The sequence below is a fragment of the Streptomyces sp. NPDC059455 genome (assembly GCF_042750115.1).
GTDB lineage: Bacteria > Actinomycetota > Actinomycetes > Streptomycetales > Streptomycetaceae > Streptomyces > Streptomyces endocoffeicus.
The window spans coordinates 1-19,834 of the sequence record NZ_JBHYVB010000208.1; the positions used below are offsets into that span (position 1 = coordinate 1).

General features: G+C 74.3%; 1 protein-coding gene and 1 pseudogene. Both read right to left on the reverse strand.

The window, feature by feature from the left end:
• Positions 1-14,028, reverse strand: a pseudogene (locus ACFXB5_RS44115) (SDR family NAD(P)-dependent oxidoreductase); the annotation flags it as partial.
• Between the two features lie 25 nt (positions 14,029-14,053).
• Positions 14,054-19,834: type I polyketide synthase (locus ACFXB5_RS44120; RefSeq protein WP_385219416.1), on the reverse strand; the 5,781-nt coding region annotated here is incomplete at its 5' end.

Here is a 19,834-nt window from a genome sequence, read left to right on the forward strand (position 1 = left end):
CGGCCCTCGGCCAAGTCCACGGATGCGGGCGTCGCCGTCCACTCCACGCAGTACAGCGACTCGTGGTACGCCGTACGCGCGCTCTCCAACTGCTCAGCCGACACCGGACGCAACACCAGCGAGTCCACGGCGGCGACCGGTGCGCCGGTGGCGTCCGCGATCTCCAGCCGGACGCCGTCGCCGCCCACGGCGGCCATCCGCACCCGCAGCGTGGCCGCGCCGCTCGCGTACAGCGACACCCCGGTCCAGGCGAACGGCAGTCGCCCCTCGGTCTCGGTGCCGCCGAGCCCGGCCAGGCCGAGCGCGTGCAGCGCGGCGTCCAGCAGCGCCGGGTGCAGCCCGAACGCGGCGGCCTCCTCGGCCGTGCCCTCGTCCAGCGCCACCTCGGCGAACACCTCGCCACCGCGCCGCCACGCCTTACGAAGCCCCTGGAACGCGGGGCCGTAGGCGAAACCGACGTCCCGCAGCTCGGCGTAACGGTCGCCGACCTCCACCTCGGCGGCGTCCGCCGGAGGCCACGCGGTCAGCTCGAACGACGCCTCCGGCGCACCACCGGACGCCAGCACACCGGACGCGTGCCGGGTCCACGGCTCCTCGGCCGACAGGTGCTCGGCCCGGGAGTGCAGTTCCAGCGGGCGGCGGCCGGTGTCATCGGCCGCGCCGACCCACAGCCGCAGCTGGACCCCGCCGTCGTCGGGCAGGACCAGCGGCGCCTCGAGGGTCAGCTCCTCCAGCACCTCGCAGCCGACCTGGTCACCGGCGCGGACCGCGAGCTCCACGAACGCGGTGCCGGGCAGCAGCACGGTGTCCATGATCGTGTGATCGGCGAGCCATGGATGCGTGGACAGCGCCAGCCGCCCGGTGAACAACATCCCGTCCGCGCTGGGCAGTTCGGCGCTGGCACCGAGCAGCGGATGCTCGGCCCGGCCGAGTCCGACCGCGGCCACGTCACCGAGGAACAGCGACGAGACCTTCGGCCAGTAGCGCTGCCGCTGGAAGGCGTACGTGGGCAGCTCGGCCAGCTCGTCCGGCGCAAGACGCGTGGCGCCGGTCCCGGCGTAGAGGGCCGCCCAGTCCACCGGCACGCCACGGACGTGTGCCCGTGCCACGGCCGTGGTGAGCGCCTCGGCCTCGGGACGGTCCTTGCGCAGCGCCGAGATGAACCCGGCGTCCGGCGCGGAGTCGGTCACGCACTCCTGTGCCATCGCGGTCAGGACCCCGTCCGGGCCCAGCTCGATGAACGTGGTGACGCTGCGCGCTTCGAGAGTGCGGATGCCGTCCAGGAAGCGCACGGCCTCGCGCACGTGGCGCACCCAGAAGTCGGCCGTCGTGATCTCCTCGGCGGAGACCACGTTCCCGGTGAGGTTGGAAACGATCGGGATACGGGGGGCCTCGTACGTGAGCCCCTGCGCCACCTCGCGGAACGCCTCCAGCATCCCGTCCATACGGGGCGAGTGGAACGCGTGGCTCACGGTGAGCCGCTTGGTCTTACGGCCCTGCGTCTCGAACGAAGCAGCGATGGCGACAGCCTCGTCCTCATCACCCGCGATGACAACGGACGTAGGCCCGTTGAGGGCGGCGATGCTCACGCCATCGGTGAGCAGCGGCAGCACCTCGTCCTCCGACGCCTGCACCGCGATCATCGAGCCACCCGCCGGAAGCTCCTGCATCAACCGCCCACGCGCCGCCACCAACTTCGCGGCATCCGCGAGCGAGAGCACACCCGCCACATGCGCGGCGGCCAGCTCACCAATCGAGTGACCGGAGAGGAAGTCCGCCTTGATACCCCACGCCTCGACCAGCCGGAACAACGCCACCTCAACCGCGAACAACGCGGGCTGAGTGAACCCCGTCCGATCCAACGCCTCGGCGTCATCCCCGAACAGCACCGTCTTCAACGGCCGCTCAAGGTGCGCGTCCAGCTCATCGCAGACCGCGTCCAGTGCCTCCGCGAACACCGGGTACGCGTAGTACAGCTCACGGCCCATGCCGAGCCGCTGGCTGCCCTGCCCCGTGAAGAGGAACGCCACCCGGCCACCGGCCACCGAGCCCCGCACGAGCCCGGCCGCCGTACGACCCTCGGCGAGCGCCGCCAGGCCGGACAGCAGCCCGTCCCGGTCCTCGGCGACCAGCGCCGCGCGCTCCTCGAAGGCCGAGCGGCCCACGGCGAGCGCGTAGCCGAGGTCTGCCGTGCGGAGGTCGGTCCGCGCGGTCAGGTGGCCGCGCAGCTGCTCGGCCTGGGCGCGCAGCCCGTCTTCCGTACGGGCCGAGAGCAGCACCGGCAGGGCCGCCCGGCCCTCATCGGTGTCCGCGACAGCCTCAGCGACAGCCGCCGGGGCCTCTTCCAGCACGGCGTGGGCGTTGGTGCCGCTGAAGCCGAACGACGAGATGCCCGCACGACGCGGATGGCCCGTCTCCGGCCACTCCCGCGCCTCCGTCAGCAGGCTGATGTCGCCCGCCGACCAGTCCACATGCGGGGTGGGCTCGTCCACGTGCAGCGTCCTCGGCAGCACCCCGTGCCGCATGGCGAGGACCATCTTCATCACACCGGCGACACCGGCGGCGGCCTGCGTGTGGCCGATGTTGGACTTGATGGAGCCGAGCAGCAGCGGCTGCCCCTCCGCCCGGTCCTGGCCGTACGTGGCAAGCAGTGCCTGCGCCTCGATCGGGTCACCCAGCTTGGTGCCCGTGCCGTGGGCCTCGACCGCGTCCACCTCGGACGCCGACAACCCCGCGCCCGCCAGCGCCTGCCGGATCACCCGCTGCTGCGACGGACCGTTCGGCGCCGTCAGACCATTCGACGCACCATCCTGGTTGACCGCCGTGCCGCGCACGAGCGCGAGCACCGGGTGGCCGTTGCGCCGCGCGTCCGACAGCCGCTCGACGAGCAGCATGCCGACGCCCTCGCCCCAGCCGGTGCCGTCCGCCTCGGCCGCGAACGCCTTGATCCGGCCGTCCTCCGCGAGTCCGCGCTGACGGCTGAAGTCCACGAACACACCGGGCGTGGACATCACGGTCACACCGCCCGCGAGCGCGATCGAGCACTCGCCGCCGCGCAGCGCCTGGATCGCCGAGTGGAGGGCGACCAGCGAGGAGGAGCAGGCGGTGTCGATGGTGACCGCCGGGCCTTCGAGCCCGAAGGTGTAGGCGAGCCGGCCCGAGATCACGCTGGCCGCGTTGCCCGTGCCCATGTGGCCTTCGAGGCCCTGCGAGTCGCCCAGCAGCAGGGACAGGTAGTCCTGGCCGTTGGTGCCGACGAAGACACCGGCGGTGGAGCCGCGCAGCGTCGCCGGGTCGATACCGGCCCGCTCGAACGCCTCCCACGAGGTCTCCAGCAGCAACCGCTGCTGCGGGTCCATGGCCAGGGCCTCACGCGGCGAGATGCCGAAGAACGCCGGGTCGAAGTCGGCCGCGTCCCGCAGGAAGCCGCCCTCGCGTACGTATGAGGTGCCCTCGACGTCCGGGTCCGGGTTGTAGAGCGTGTGGAGGTCCCAGCCGCGGTCGGCGGGCATGTCCGAGATGACGTCCGTACCGGACACCAGCAGCCGCCACAGCTCCTCGGGGGTGCGCACACCACCCGGGAAGCGGCAGCTCATCGCGACGATCGCGATCGGATCGTCGTCGGCCACCACGCCCGCCACCGGCGACGCGCCACCCGTGGCCACCGCCTGCCCGCCGAGCAGTTCGGCGAAGAGGTGGTCGGCGAGGGCGAGCGGCGTCGGGTAGTCGTAGACGAGGGTGGCGGGCAGCCGCAGATCGGTGGCGGCGTTGAGGCCGTTGCGCAGTTCGACGGCGGTGAGGGAGTCGAAGCCGATCTCGCGGAAGGCCCGTTCGGCGCTGATGTCGGACACATCGGCGTGGCCGAGGACCTCCGCCACATGGGTCCGTACGAGATCCAGCAGCGCCCGGTGGCGCTCCGCCTCGGGCAGGCCGAGGAGCCGCCGCGCGAGCGCGGAGGCCGTCTCGGCGGGCGCGGCCTCGCTGGTCGCGGTGGCGGTGGCGGCGGCCTGGCGCACCTCGGGCAGGTCGGCCAGCAGGGGGCTGGGGCGGCCCGCGGTGAAGCCCGGCGCGAACCGGTCCCAGTCGACGTCCGCCACGGTCACGGCCGCGTCGCCCAGGCCGAGGGCGCGCTCCAGGGCGTCGATCGCGAGATCGGCGTCCATCGGCGGCATCCCGGCGCGGCGCATGCGCTGCTCCAGCGCCTCGTCGGCGGCCATGCCGCCCGCGGCCCACGGGCCCCAGGCGATCGAGGTGGCGGGCAGACCCTCGGCGCGCCGCCGTTCGGCGAGCGCGTCCAGGAAGGCGTTCGCGGCGGCGTAGTTGGCCTGTCCCGCGGCGCCCACGGTGCCGCTGGTCGAGGAGAACAGCACGAACGCGGACAGGTCGAGATCGCGTGTCAGCTCGTCCAGCGCGAGCGCGGCGTCGGCCTTCGCACGCAGGACGGTGGCGAAGCGCTCGGGGATCAGCGACTCCAGGACGCCGTCGTCCAGTACCCCGGCCGCGTGCACCACGGCCGTCAGCGGGAGCTCGGCGGGGAGGTCGGCCAGCAGCCCGGCCAGGGCCTCGCGGTCGGCCACATCGCACGCGGCGACCGTGATCCGGGCGCCGGACGCGGCGAGTTCATCGCGCAGCTCGGCCGCGCCCGGGGCGTCGAGGCCACGGCGGCTGGTGAGCACCACGTGCTCGGCGCCCTTGTCGATCAGCCAGCGGGCCACCTGGCCGCCCAGCGCACCCGTACCGCCCGTCACCAGCACCGTGCCGTGAGCGTTCCAGCCCTCGGACTCCGCCACCTGCCGTGCGGTCGCCCGCGCCAGCCGGCGGCCGAACACCCCGGAGGCGCGGACGGCGATCTGGTCCTCGTCCCCGGCCCCGGCGAGCACCACCGCGAGCCGCGACAGCACCCGGTCGGTCATCGTCTCGGGGAGGTCGATGAGACCCCCCCAGCGGTCGGGCAGCTCCAGGGCCGCCACCCGGCCGAGGCCCCAGACCTGGGCGCGAGCCGGGTCCACCAGCTCGCCCTGACGGCCCGTCGAGACCGCGCCCCGGGTGGCACACCACAGCGGCGCGTCGATCGCGGCGTCGCCCATGGCCTGCACGAGGGCGGCCGTGGGCAGCAAGGCGTCGGCATCCCCGGTGGCCAGCAGCGAGAGCACACCGGCCACGGCGCCACCGTCGGCCGCCGTACGCAGCCGCTCGGCGATGGACGCGCGGTCCTCGGCGGCACCGTCGGCCAGGTCGAGCCGCCGCACCTCGGCGCCCCGCTCGGTCAACGTACGGACGACACCGTCCGCCCACGCGTCGGCGGCGGAGTCCTCGGCGGGAGCGACGCCCTCGGCGGGAGCGACGACGAGCCACACCCCGGACAGCCGGGCCGCGGAGCCCAGCGACAGCGGCTTCCACGCCACCTGGTACCGCCAGCCGTCGACACCCGCGGCGGCGGCCAGGCTCGCCACCGGCTCCTCCGGCCAGTAGCGGCGGTGCTGGAAGGCGTACGTCGGCAGATCGACGCGGTGCGCGTCGGTCCCGGCGAAGTACGCGGCCCAGTCCGGCGCCACGCCACGCACAGACGCGCGGGCGACGGCCGTGGTCAGCGCCTCGGCCTCGGGACGGTCCTTGCGCAGCGCGGAGACGAAGGCGGCCGCGTCGGCGTCGGTGACGCACTCCTGGGCCATGGCGGTCAGGACACCGTCGGGGCCGAGCTCGATGAAGGTGGTGACGCCCTGGGCCTCGAGGGTGCGGACACCGTCGAGGAAGCGGACGGCCTCGCGGACGTGGCGCACCCAGAAGTCGGCGGTCGCGATCTCTTCGGCGGAAACCACGTTTCCGGTGAGGTTGGAGACGATCGGGATACGCGGGGCCTCGTACGTAAGCCCCTCCGCAACCTCGCGGAAAGCCTCCAACATGCCGTCCATACGCGGGGAGTGGAACGCGTGGCTGACCGTGAGCCGCTTGATCTTACGACCCTGCGCCTCGAAACCCGCCGCGATCTCAGCCGCCGCGTCCTCATCACCCGCGATAACGACGGAGGTGGGACCGTTGAGGGCTGCGATGCTGACCCGCTCGTTGAGCAGCGGCGCCACTTCGTCCTCCGACGCCTGCACCGCGATCATCGCGCCACCGGCGGGCAGCTCCTGCATCAACCGCCCACGAGCCGCCACCAACTTCGCGGCGTCCGCCAGCGACAGCACACCCGCCACATGCGCGGCGGCCAACTCACCAATCGAATGCCCCGACAGATAGTCCGGCGTCAGCCCCCACGCCTCCACCAAACGGAACAGCGCCACCTCAACCGCGAACAACGCGGGCTGAGTGAACCCCGTCCGATCCAGCGCCTCGGCATCGTCCCCGAACAGCACCGTCTTCAACGGCCGCTCAAGGTGCGCGTCCAGCTCCGCACACACCGCGTCCAGCGCCTCCGCGAACACCGGATAGGCGTCGTACAGCTCACGACCCATCCCCAGCCGCTGACTCCCCTGCCCCGTGAACAGGAACGCCGTCTCGCCCTCCGCGACCGCGCCCTCGACCAGCCCCGGCGCGGACTCACCCCGCGCCAGCGCCTCCAGACCGGCCAGCAGGTTGTCCCTGCCATCCGCGACCAGCACCGCGCGGTGGTCGAGCGCGGCACGGCCGGTGGCCAGGGTGTGGGCGATGTCGGCCGGTTCGAGGGCGGGCTGTGCGGTCAGATGGGCGTACAGCCGCTCGGCCTGGGCGCGCAGGGCGTCGGTGCCCTTGGCGGAGAGCGCGTACGGCAGCACCACACCGGAGCCGTCCTGCTCGGCGTCGCTCGCCACCGACTCGGCGGCGATGGCCGGGGCCTGCTCGATGATGGTGTGCGCGTTGGTGCCGCTGATGCCGAACGACGACACCGCGGCCCGGCGCGCGCGGCCGGTCTCCGGCCACGCCATCCGCTCCGTCAGCAGCGCGATGTCACCGGACGTCCAGTCGACATGCGGCGACGGCTCGTCCACGTGCAGCGTCTGCGGCAGCACACCGTGCCGCATCGCCATCACCATCTTGATGATTCCGGCGACACCGGCCGCCGCCTGGGCGTGGCCGATGTTGGACTTGATGGAGCCCAGCCACAGCGGCTGCTCCGGGGCGCGCTCCTGGCCGTACGTGGCGAGCAGCGCCTGCGCCTCGATCGGGTCGCCCAGCGTGGTGCCCGTGCCGTGTGCCTCGACCACATCCACATCGCCGCTGGTCAGCCCGGCGCTGATGAGCGCCTTGCGGATGACGCGCTGCTGGGACGGGCCGTTCGGCGCCGTCAGGCCATTGCTCGCACCGTCCTGGTTGACGGCCGAGCCGCGCACCACGGCCAGCACCTGGTGGCCGTTGCGCCGGGCGTCCGACAGCCGCTCCACGAGCAGCATGCCGACGCCCTCGCCCCAGCCGGTGCCGTCCGCACCCGCCGCGAACGCCTTGCAGCGGCCGTCGGCGGCGAGGCCGCCCTGGCGGCTGAACTCGGTGAAGTGGCCGGGCGTCGTCATCACCGTGACACCGCCCGCGAGCGCCATCGTGCACTCGCCCTGGCGCAGCGCCTGGATCGCCCAGTGCAGCGCCACCAGCGACGACGAGCACGCCGTGTCGACGGTGACCGCCGGGCCCTCCAGACCGAGGGCGTAGGCGATACGGCCGGACATGACACTGCCCGCGTTGCCCGTCATCACATGGCCCGCGACCTCCGAACCGGCCTGCTCCAGACCCGCGTCGTAGCCGCTGTAGGCCGCGCCCACGAACACGCCGACCGAGCGGCCGCGCATCGAGTCCGGGTCGATCCCGGCCCGCTCGAAGACCTCCCACGACGTCTCCAGCAGCAGCCGCTGCTGCGGGTCCATGGCCAGCGCCTCACGCGGCGAGATCCCGAAGAACGCCGCGTCGAAGAGGTCCGCTTCGTGCAGGAAGCCACCGGCGCGGGCGTAGTCGGACGGGCCCGCGTCGGCCTCGTCGCCGTCCGCCGCCCACTGGCTCTCCCAGTTGCGGTTGACGGGGAATCCGGTGATGGCGTCCGAGCCCGTGGCCACGAGCTGCCACAGGTCCTCGGGCGAGCGGACGTCGCCGGGGTAGCGGCAGCCCATCGCGACGATGGCGATCGGGTCGTCGGCGAGGGAGGCGGCGGTGGCGGCGAGCGCCGGGTCCGACTGCTCGGCCTCGGCCTCGTTCTCGTCCGGGCCGAGGAGTTCGGCGCGCAGATGGTCGGCGAGGACGGTGGGGTTGGGGTGGTCGAAGACGATCGTGGTGGGCAGCTTGAGCCCGGTGGCGGCGGAGAGCCGGTTGCGCAGTTCGACGGCGGTGAGCGAGTCGAAACCCAGCTCCTTGAAGGCCCGGCGCGCCTCGATGGCATCGGCGGAGGCGTGGCCGAGGGCCGTGGCCACATGGCCGCGTACGAGGTCCAGCAGCGTCCGGCGGCGCTCGTTCGGGGAGAGCGCGCGCAGCCGCTCGGCCAGGGACGAACCGGCGGCGAGCGCGCCCACGGCCGTGCGCCGGCCGGTGGTCCGGATCAGCCCGCGCAGCAGCGCCGGGACCGGGCCGGATCCGGCGGCGGAGCGCAGCGCGGCGAGGTCGAGACGGGCCGGGATCAGCAGGGTACGGCCGGTGCGGCGGGCGGCGTCGAAGAGCGCCATGCCCTCGTCGTCGGTGAGGGCGCCCATGCCGCTGCGGGCCAGCCGCAGCAGATCGGTCTCGGTCAGACCGCCGGTGATCCCGTCCGACTGGGCCCACAGGCCCCACACCAGCGAGGTGGCGGGCAGACCGGTGGCGTGGCGGTGTGCGGCGAGCGCGTCGAGGAAGACGTTGGCCGCGGCGTAGTTGGCCTGGCCCGCACCACCCAGCGTGCCCGCGATGGCGGAGAACAGCACGAACGCCGACAGGTCGAGGCCGCGGGTCAGCTCGTGCAGATTCCACGCCGCGTCCACCTTCGGACGCAGCACCCGCGCCAGCTGCTCGGGCGTCAGGGCGGCGGCCGTGGCGGGGGGGCGCCCACCCGCGGGGGGGGCGCCCGGCGGCCGCGGGGGCTCGGGCGGGGCGGGGGGCCGGGGCGCGGCCGGCCCGGCGCGGGGCCGCGTCCCGCACCCCGGGGGGGTGCACGACGGCCGTCAGCGGATGCTCGGCCGGGACGGCGGCCAGGGTCGCGGCGAGCGCGTCGCGGTCCGCGGCGTCGCAGGCGGCGAGGGTGACCTCGGCGCCCCGCGTACGGAGTTCGGCGGCCAGCTCGGCGGCGCCGTCGGCGTCCGCGCCACGGCGGCTGGTCAGCAGCAGGTGACGTACGCCGTGCTCGGCCACGAGGTGGCGGGCGAGCAGTCGGCCCAGGGCGCCGGTGCCGCCGGTGATGAGCACGGTGCCGTCGGCGTCGAACGCGGGGGCGGCGGGCAGGGAGTTGTTGTTCGGAGCCGCGGCCGAGTCCGACGTCGGGGCCGAGCCCAGGGCCGGGGCCGAGCCCAGGGCCGGGGCCGAGCCCAGGGTCAGGGCCGAGCCCAGGGCCGGGGCCGAGGCCGGAGTCGACCCCAGGGCCGAACCCGACTCCGAGGCCGAGCCCGAGGCCAGGGCCGAGCCCAGGGCCGAAGTCGACCCCAGGGCCGAGCCCAGGGCCGAACCCGACCCCAGGGCCGAACCCGACCCCAGGGCCGAGCCCAGGGCCGAACCGGAGCCCGAGGCCGGGGCCAGGGCGCGGGTCAGGCGGGGGGCGAGGGCGCGGCCCGCACGCAGGGCGAGCTCAGGCTCGCCGGTGGCCAGGGCGCCGGAGAGCACGTCGGCGAAGGTGCCGGGGAGCTCGGCGGCGCCAGCGGTCCCAGCGGACTCGGCGGACTCGGCGGACTCGGCGGTCCCGGCGGCTTCAGCCGTCCCGGCGACCTCGGCGACGCCAGCCGCCTCGCCGGACCCAGCGGCGCCAGCCGTCCAGACGACCTCGGCGGCCCCGGCGACCCCGGCGGCTTCAGCCGCCCCAGCGGCCTCGTCTACGTCCACGAGGACGAAACGGCCGGGGTTCTCGGTCTCGGCGGAGCGCACCAGACCCCACAGGGGCGCGTGCGCCAGGTCGGTGACGCCCTCTTCGGCGTCGGTGGCCATCGCGCCCCGGGTGACGAGCACCAGCTGGGACGCGCCGAACCGCTCATCGGCCAGCCAGCCCTGCACCAGGGCCAGGGCACGCCGCGCCTCCCGGTGCGCGGCCTCGGCCACGTTCTCGTTCGCGTCGCCGGATAGGGGCGCGAAGGACGCGAGGACCAACTCCGGGGCGGCGGTGTCGCCCGCTTCGACGGCCGCGCCCAGCGCGGCCAGGTCGGGGGCGGAGTCGGCGGCCACCCCGGCCGCGACCAGTCCGAACGGGTCCTCGCCCAGGACGATACGGCGGGCGGCGGCGTCCGGACCGGCGGAGGCGGTCTGCGGGGCCACCCAGTCCAGCCGGAACAGGCTCTGCCGCGCCACGTCCACGTCACCGATGAGGTCGTCGGGCAACGGACGGCAGCGCAGGCCGTCCACGGCGGCGACCGGCTCGCCCGTGGCATCGGCGAGCGTCAGGGACACCGTGCCGGCTCCGGCGGGCGCGATCCGTACACGCAGCGCGGACGCGCCCTCCGCGTACAGGGAGACGCCCTGCCAGCCGTCGGTCAGCTGGGCGCCGTCGCGGCCGTGGAGGACGTGCAGGGCGGCGTCCAGCAGCGCCGGGTGGACGGCGAACTCCTCCGCGCCGGGCTTGGTGTCGTCGTCCAGCCTGACCTCGGCGAAGAGTTCGTCCCCGCGCCGCCAGGCGGCCGTGAGCCCCTGGAACGCCGGGCCGTACCGCAGCCCGTCCTCGGCCAGCCGGGCGTAGAGCGTCGCGGGCTCGATGGCCTCGGCGGCGGTCGGCGGCCACTCGGCCAGGTCGAACGACGGGCCGGGGGCGCCGGAGGCGAGCACACCGCTCGCGTTGCGCACCCACGCCGTGTCGGCGGCGGCGTCCTCCGCACGGGAGGAGACGGTGAACGAGCGGTGCCCGGCGTCGTCCGGCGCGCCGACCGTGACCTGCAGCCGGATGCCACCGCGTACGGGCAGCACCAGCGGGGTGTGCGGGGTCAGCTCGTCGAGGAAGTCACAGCCGAGCTGGTCACCGGCCCGGACGGCAAGCTCGACGAACGCCGAGCCCGGCACCACCACCGCGTCCCGGACCGTGTGCTCGGCCAGCCACGGATGGGTGTCGAGACCCAGCCGTCCCGTGAACACCAGCCCGTCGGACTCCGCCAGCGGCACCGCGGCGCCCAACAGCGGATGCCCCGCCAACTCCAGCCCCACGGACGCCACATCACCCACGGAGGCCGCGCCCGGCTCCAGCCAGAACCGCTCGCGCTGGAAGGCGTACGTCGGCAGGTCGACGCGGTGGGCGCCAGTACCGGCGAAGTACGCGGCCCAGTCCACCGCCACACCGCGCACATGGGCGCGGGCGACGGCCGTGGTCAGCGCCTCCGCCTCGGGACGGTCCTTGCGCAGCGCGGAGATGAACGCGGCGTCGGACGCGGAGTCGGTCACGCAGTCCTGGGCCATGGCGGTGAGCACACCGTCCGGTCCCAGCTCGATGAACGTGGAGACGTTCTGCGCCTCGAGGGTCCGTACGCCATCGAGGAAGCGCACGGCCTCACGGACGTGACGGACCCAGAAGTCGGGGGTCGTGATCTCGTCGGCGGAGACGACCGCGCCGGTGAGGCTGGAGACGATCGGAATGCGCGGGGCCTCGTACGTAAGCCCCTGCGCCACCTCGCGGAACGCGTCGAGCATCCCGTCCATGCGCGGCGAGTGGAACGCGTGGCTGACCGTGAGCCGCTTGGTCTTACGACCCCGCGCCTCGAAACCCGCCGCGAGCTCAGCCGCCGCGTCCTCATCACCCGCGATGACCACGGACGACGGGCCGTTGAGCGCGGCGATCGAGACACGCTCGGTCAGCAGCGGCAGCACCTCGTCCTCGGACGCCTGGATGGCGATCATCGCGCCACCGGCGGGCAGCTCCTGCATCAACCGCCCACGCGCCGCCACCAACTTCGCAGCGTCCGCCAGCGACAACACACCCGCCACATGCGCGGCGGCAAGCTCACCGATCGAGTGCCCGGAGAGGAAGTCCGCCTTCAGACCCCATGCCTCAACCAACCGGAACAGCGCCACCTCAACCGCGAACAGCGCGGGCTGAGTGAACCCGGTCTGGTCCAGCTCCGCCGCGTCCTCGCCGAACAACACATCCCGCAGCGGCCGTGCAAGATGCGGATCCAGCTCCGCGCACACCGCGTCCAGCGCCTCGGCGAAGACCGGATACGCCTGGTAGAGCTCACGCCCCATCCCCAGCCGCTGGCTCCCCTGCCCCGTGAACAGGAACGCCACCTTGCCACCGGCCACCGAACCCTCGACCAGGCCGGGCGCGGACTCCTCTCGCGCCAGCGCACCCAAACCGGCCAGCAGCCCGTCCCGGCCCTCGGCCACCACCACCGCACGGTGTTCAAAGGCCGACCGCCCGGTCGCCAGCGAGAACCCCACATCCACCGGACGGAGCTCGTCGCGCCCCTCCACATGCGCCACCAGCCGCTCCGCCTGAGCACGCAGCGCGGCCGCACCCCGACCCGAGAGCACCCACGGCAGCACCGACGGCGTCACCACAGCACCCGAAGGCGCCTCCGCGGCCTCCGCCTCCGGCGCCTGCTCGATGATGGTGTGCACATTCGTGCCGCTCACGCCGAACGACGACACACCCGCCCGGCGCGGCCGGCCGGTCTCGGGCCACGGCCGCGCCTCGGTCAGCAGGGACACCTCGCCGGCCGACCAGTCGACATGCGGGGTGGGCTCGTCCACGTGCAGCGTCCGCGGCAGCACCCCGTGCCGCATCGCCATGACCATCTTGATGACGCCGCCGATACCGGCGACGTTCTGGGTGTGGCCGAGGTTCGACTTCAGCGAGCCGAGCCACAGCGGCCGGCCTTCGGGCCGCTCCCTGCCGTACGTGGCCAGCAGCGCCTGGGCCTCGATGGGGTCGCCGAGGGTCGTGCCCGTGCCGTGCGCCTCGACCGCGTCCACGTCGGCGGCGGAGAGCCGGGCGTTCTCCAGGGCCTGCCGGATGACACGCCGCTGCGACGGGCCGTTCGGCGCCGTCAGACCGTTGGACGCACCGTCCTGGTTGACCGCCGAGCCACGCACCACCGCGAGTACCGGGTGGCCGTTCCTGCGCGCGTCCGACAGCCGCTCGACCAGCAGCACCGCGACACCCTCGGACCAGCCCGTGCCATCGGCCGAGGCCGCGAAGGACTTGCAGCGGCCGTCGGCGGAGAGTCCGCGCTGACGGCTGAACTCCACGAACACATCCGGGGAGGACAGCACGGTCGCGCCCGCCGCCACCGCGAGCGAGCACTCGCTCTGCCGCAGCGCCTGGACCGCCAGGTGCAGCGCGACCGAGGACGACGAACAGGCGGTGTCGATGGTGGCCGCCGGGCCCTCGAGACCGAAGGCGTAGGAGAGCCGTCCGGACGCGACGCTGGAGGCGGTGCCGGTGAGCAGATGGCCCTCGACACCCTCCGGCAGGTCGTACTCTCCCGCCCCGTACGCCTGCGTGGACGCGCCGACGAACACACCGGTGCGCGAGCCCCGCACCGTCGCCGGGTCGATCCCGGCCCGCTCGAACGCCTCCCACGACGTCTCCAGCAGCAGCCGCTGCTGCGGGTCCATCGCGAGCGCCTCGCGCGGCGAGATCCCGAAGAAGCCCGGGTCGAACCGGTCGGCGTCGTACAGGAAGCCGCCCCCGCGGGCGTAGAAGGTGCCCTCGCGCTCCGGGTCCGGGTCGTACAGCGCCTCGATGTCCCAGCCGCGGTCGTCGGGGAAGCCGGAGATGGCGTCCTGGCCGTCCGCCACGAGCCGCCACAGCTCCTCGGGGCTGCCGACGCCGCCGGGGAACCGGCAGCTCATGCCGACGATCGCGATTGGTTCCCGGGAGGCGTCGGTGAGCTGCTGGTTCTGTTTCCGCAGCCGCTCGGTTTCCTTCAGCGAGGCCCGCAGCGCGTCAACGAGCTTTTCGTTGGGGGTTGTCATCGTGTACTCCGTGCTTGGGCCCGCGTCAGGAATCGTTGCCGTCGAGGCTGTCGAGGTCGAGCGCCATGTCGATGAGGTGCTGGACGTCCATCTCGTCGATGGACTCCGCCTCGTCCTCGGCGCCGCTGGGGTCGGAAGTGGCGGCTTGTGGATCGGCCAGCCTGAGCAGCGTGTCCAGCAGCCCGGCCTCCCGGATCCGGCTCATCGGGATGGTGGCCAGGGTGCGGCGCAGCTCGGCGTCCCGCGGATCGAGGTCCACATCGGGCAGGGCGTGGCCGGGCCCGTGGCCCGGTCCGTCCGGGACCAGTTCGGTCCGCAGGTGCTCGGCGAGCGCGGCCGGTGTCGGGTAGTCGTAGACCAGGCTGGCGGGCAGCTTGAGGCCGGTGGCCGCGCCGAGCCGGGTGCGCAGTTCGACCGCGGTGAGCGAGTCGAAGCCCAGCTCGTTGAAGGCGCGCCCGGCCTCGACCTCGTCGGCGGAGGCGTGGCCGAGGGCACTGGCCACATGGGTGCGGACCAGCTCGAGCACCGCGTCCTCGCGCTCGGCCGCGGACAGCCCGGCGAGCCGCTCGCGCAGGCCCGACGCGCCGTCGGCCGCCGCCTTGTCCGCCGGCTCGCCGTCGCCGCCGCCGCGCAGGGCCTTGGCCACCTGCGGCAGATCGTCGATCAGCGGGCGGGGGCGGGCGGCGGTGAAGGCCGGGGCGAAACGCTCCCAGTCGACATCGGCCACCGTCACGGCGGTCTCCTCGCGGGAGAGCACCCGCTGGAAGGCCACCATGTTCAACTCGGGTGCCATGGGCGGCAGTCCACGGCGGCGCAGCTGCTCCTCGGCGTCGCCCTCGGCGGCCATGCCGCCCTCCGCCCACGGGCCCCAGGCCACGGAGGTGGCGGGCAGGCCACGGGCCCGGCGCTGTTCGGCCAGCGCGTCGAGGAACGCGTTTCCGGCCGCGTAGGCGCCCTGGCCGCCACTGCCCCACACCCCGGCGATCGAGGAGAAGAGCACGAAGGCGTCCAGCTCGGTGTCGCCGTCGAAGAGGGCGTCGAGGTGGACCGCACCGGTCGTCTTGGCCGCCACGATCCGGGCGAACTCGGGGAGTTCGGTGCCGGTGCCGGGCTCCTGGGAGATCCCGGCCGAGTGCACCACGGCCCGGACCGGGGTGCCGTTGGCGGCCAGCTTCTCCACCAGCGCGGCGAGCGCGTGGCGGTCGGCCACATCGCACGCCTCGACGGTCACGGCGGTGTCGGTGCCGGACAGTTCGGCCACGATCTCGGCCGCGCCCGGCGCGTCGGGGCCACGGCGGCTGAGCAGCACCAGCCGCTCCGCGCCGTGGTCCGCCAGCCAGCGGGCCACATGCCGTCCCAGGGCGCCCGTGCCACCGGTCACCAGCACGGTGCCGCGCGGCGTCCAGGGCTCGGCCGCCGCGGTGGCCGCGGTGCGCGGGGCCGGGACGAGGCGGCGTACGAAGACCCCGGTGGCGCGGATCGCCACCTGGTCCTCGTCGTCGGACCCGGCGAGCACGGCCGCGAGCCGGTCCAGCGCCCGCTCGTCCACGGTCTCCGGCAGGTCCACCAGACCGCCCCAGCGCTCGGGCTGCTCCAGGGCGACCACGCGGCCGTAGCCCCAGACCTGGGCCTGGGTGGCGCTGTCCAGCCGGTCGGCGCCGCCGGTCGAGACCGCGCCCCGGGTGGCGCACCACAGCCGTGCCGGGGCGTCGTCGCCCCGCCGCGCCAGCGCCTCGGCCAGCGCACCGGTCAGCGCGAGGCCGACCGGCACCGCCGGATGCTCCGGGTGCGGCCGCTCGTCCAGCGCCAGCAGGGACAGCACCCCGGCCACCGGGCCGTCGGCCGACGCCGCGGCGAGGCGGTCGGCCACGGCGGCGGGGTCGATGTCCACGGCGTCCAGTTCGAGGCGTACGACCCGCACGCCGCGGCGGGTCAGATCGTCGGCCACGGCGGTGATCCGCGGGTCGTCGGCGTGGCTCGCCGGGACGACGGTCAGCCAGGTGCCCGACGGGGCCGGGGAGCCCGACGGGGCCGAGGAGCCCGACGGGCCGCCCTGCTGACGCGGCTTCCACATCACGTTGTAGAGGTGGCCGTCGGCGGCGGACCGCTCGCGCTGGGCGCGGCGCCACGACGAAAGGGCGGGCAGCACCGCGCTGAGCGGCTGGTCGCCCTCGACCCGCAGCTCACCGGCGAGCGACTCCCAGTCCTCGCGCTCCACGGCCTCCCAGAACCGCGCGTCCACCGCGTCCACGGCACCCTCGGCCGGGGTCCCGGCCTCCGGGGCGGTGTCCGGCCAGTAGCGGCGGCGCTGGAACGCGTACGTCGGCAGGTCGACGCGGTGTGCGCCGGTCCCGGCGAAGTACCCGGCCCAGTCCACCTCGGCGCCCCGGACATACGCCTGGGCGAGCGCCGTGGTGACGGTCTCGGCCTCGGGGCGGTCCTTGCGCAGCACGGCGGCGAAGGCGGCGTCCTCGCCGGTCACGCACTCCTGGGCCATGGCGGTGAGGACACCGTCGGGGCCCAGCTCGACGTACGTGGTGACACCCTGGGCTTCGAGAGCGCGGATGCCGTCGAGGAAGCGGACGGCCTCGCGGACGTGGCGCACCCAGAATTCGGGACTGGTGATCTCCTCGGTGGAGATCAGCTCGCCGGTGAGGTTGGAGACGATCGGGATGCGCGGGGCCTCGTACGTGAACCCCTGCGCCACCTCGCGGAACGCGTCCAGCATGCCGTCCATACGTGGGGAGTGGAACGCGTGGCTCACGGTGAGCCGCTTGGTCTTACGGCCCTGCGCCTCGAAACCGGAAGCGATCTCCAGAGCCGCGTCCTCGTCGCCAGCGATGACGACGGACGTGGGCCCGTTGAGCGCGGCGATCGAGACACGCTCGTTGAGCAGCGGCGTCACCTCGTCCTCGGACGCTTGGACGGCGATCATCGCGCCACCGGCCGGAAGCTCCTGCATCAACCGCCCGCGCGCGGCCACCAGCGTGCACGCGTCGGCGAGCGAGAGCACACCGGCCACGTGTGCGGCGGCCAGCTCCCCGATGGAGTGGCCGGACAGGAAGTCCGCCTTCAGACCCCACGCCTCGACCAGCCGGAACAGCGCCACCTCGACCGCGAACAGCGCGGGCTGAGTGAATCCGGTCTGGTCGAGCGCCTCGGTGTCCTCCCCGAACAGGATGTCCTTCAAAGGCTGCGCAAGGTGCGCGTCCAGCTCCGCACACACCGTGTCCACAGCCTCCGCGAACACCGGATAGGCGTCGTACAGCTCACGCCCCATCCCCAGCCGCTGGCTCCCCTGCCCCGTGAAGAGGAAGGCGAGCTTGCCACCGGCCACCGAGCCCTCGATGAGCCCCGCCGCACCACGCCCCTCGGCCAGCGCCGCGAGCTGGCCGCCGAGGAGGTCGCCGTCCCGGCCGAGCAGCACGGCCCGGTGTTCCAGGGCGGCACGCGAGGTGGCCAGGGAGTACGCGAGGTCGAGTGGGCGCGGACCGTCGGCCCCGGCGGCCACGGCGGGCCGCAGCCGTGCGGCCTGGGCCCGTAGCGCGTCCTCGGTACGGGCCGAGACCGGCCAGGCGAGGACGGGCAGGGAGCGCTCCGGGGCGGGCGCGGAGACCGCGTCCACGGCCGGGGCCTGCTCGATGATGGCGTGCGAGTTGGTGCCGCTGAAGCCGAACGACGACACGCCCGCGCGGCGCGGACGGCCGGTCTCCGGCCAGGGCCGGGCCTCGGTCAGCAGCTCGATGTCACCCGCGGTCCAGTCGACATGCGGGGTCGGCTCGCTGACGTGCAGGGTCCGCGGCAGCACACCGTGCCGCATCGCCATGACCATCTTCATGATGCCGGCGGCGCCCGCCACGGCCTGGGTGTGGCCGATGTTGGACTTCACCGAGCCCAGCCACAGCGGGCGGTCCTCGGGCCGGTCCTGGCCGTAGGTGGCGAGCAGCGCCTGGGCCTCGATCGGGTCGCCGAGCGTCGTACCGGTGCCGTGGGCCTCCACGACGTCGATGTCCGTGGCCGAAAGACCGGCGTTGGCGAGGGCCTGCCGGATGACGCGCTGCTGGGACGGGCCGTTGGGCGCCGTCAGACCGTTGGACGCGCCGTCCTGGTTGATGGCGGTCGAGCGCAGCACGGCGAGCACCGGATGGCCGTTCCTGCGGGCGTCGGACAGCCGCTCCACCAGGAACAGGCCCACGCCCTCGGACCAGTTGGTGCCGTCGGCGTCACCGGAGAACGCCTTGATCCGGCCGTCGGCGGCCAGTCCGCGCTGCCGGCTGAACTCCAGGAAGGCGCCCGGGGTGGACATGACCGTGACGGCACCGGCCAGCGCGAGCGAGCATTCGCCGTTGCGCAGCGCCTGCGCGGCCAGGTGCAGCGCCACCACCGAGGACGAGCAGGCGGTGTCGATGGTGACCGCCGGGCCTTCCAGCCCGAAGGCGTAGGAGAGGCGGCCGGAGGCCACGCTGGAGGAGTTGCCGGTGCCGAGGTGGCCTTCGAGGCCCTGCGGCTCGTTCAGCCACAGGGTCAGGTAGTCCTGGTCGTTGGAGCCGATGTAGACGCCGGTACGGCTGCCGCGCAGCGCGGCCGGGTCGATCCCGGCCCGCTCGAACGCCTCCCAGGTGGTCTCCAGCAGCAGCCGCTGCTGCGGGTCCATCGCGAGCGCCTCGCGCGGCGAGATGCCGAAGAACGAGGCGTCGAAGTCGGCCACGTCGTGCAGGAAGCCGCCCTCGCGGGTGTAGCTGGTGCCCTCGAGGTCGGGGTCGTCGCTGTAGAGGGTGGCGAGGTCCCAGCCGCGGTCGGCGGGGAACGGGGTGATGGCGTCGTCACCGGCCACCAGCAACTGCCACAGCTCCTCGGGCGAGTGCACCCCGCCGGGGAAGCGGCAGCTCATCGCGACGATCGCGATCGGGTCGTCGCGGTCCACCGCGCTGATCACCCGGTCGGGAACGATCGCGTCGGCCGGGTCCCCGACGATCTCCTGGCGCAGATGGCCCGCCAGGGCGGTCGAGGTGGGGTAGTCGAAGACGAGCGTCGGCGGCAGCCGCAGCCCGGTGGCCTCGCGCAGCAGGTTGCGCAGCTCGACGGCGGTCAGGGAGTCGAAGCCCAGATCCTTGAACGCCCGGCCCTCCTCGACGGCCTGCGGGCCCGCATAGCCGAGGACGGCCGCCACCTGCGTACGGACCAGGTCCAGCAGCAGCCGGTCCCGCTCGGCCGCGCTCAGCCCGGCCAGCCGCTCCGCCAGCGCGGAACCGCCGCCCGCGGCGGTGTCCACCGCGCGGCGCACCGGGACCCGCACCAGCCCGCGCAGCAGTGGCGCGAGCGCGCCCGCCGCGGCCTGGGCGCGCAGCGCCACGGCGTCCACGCGCATCGGGACCGGTGCCACCTCGTCCGTGGTGAGCGCGGCGTCCAGGAGCGCCAGGCCCTCCGCCGGGGACAGCGGCGGCAGTCCGGCGCGCCGCATCCGGCTGATGTCGGCCTCGCCCAGGCCACCGGCCATCCCGGCGCCCGCCCAGGGGCCCCAGGCCGGTGAGACGGCGGGCAGGCCCTCGGCGCGGCGGTGTGCGGCCAGGGCGTCGAGGAAGGCGTTGGCGGCCGCGTAGTTGCCCTGGCCGGGGGTGCCGAACACACCCGAGGCGGAGGAGAACAGCACGAAGGCGGTCAGGTCCAGCTCGCGGGTCAGCTCATGGAGGTTCCAAGCCGCGTCCACCTTCGGGCGCATGACGCGGTCGACGCGCTCGGGGGTGAGCGAGCCGATCACACCGTCGTCCAACACGCCTGCGGTGTGCACGACCGCCGTCAGCGGATG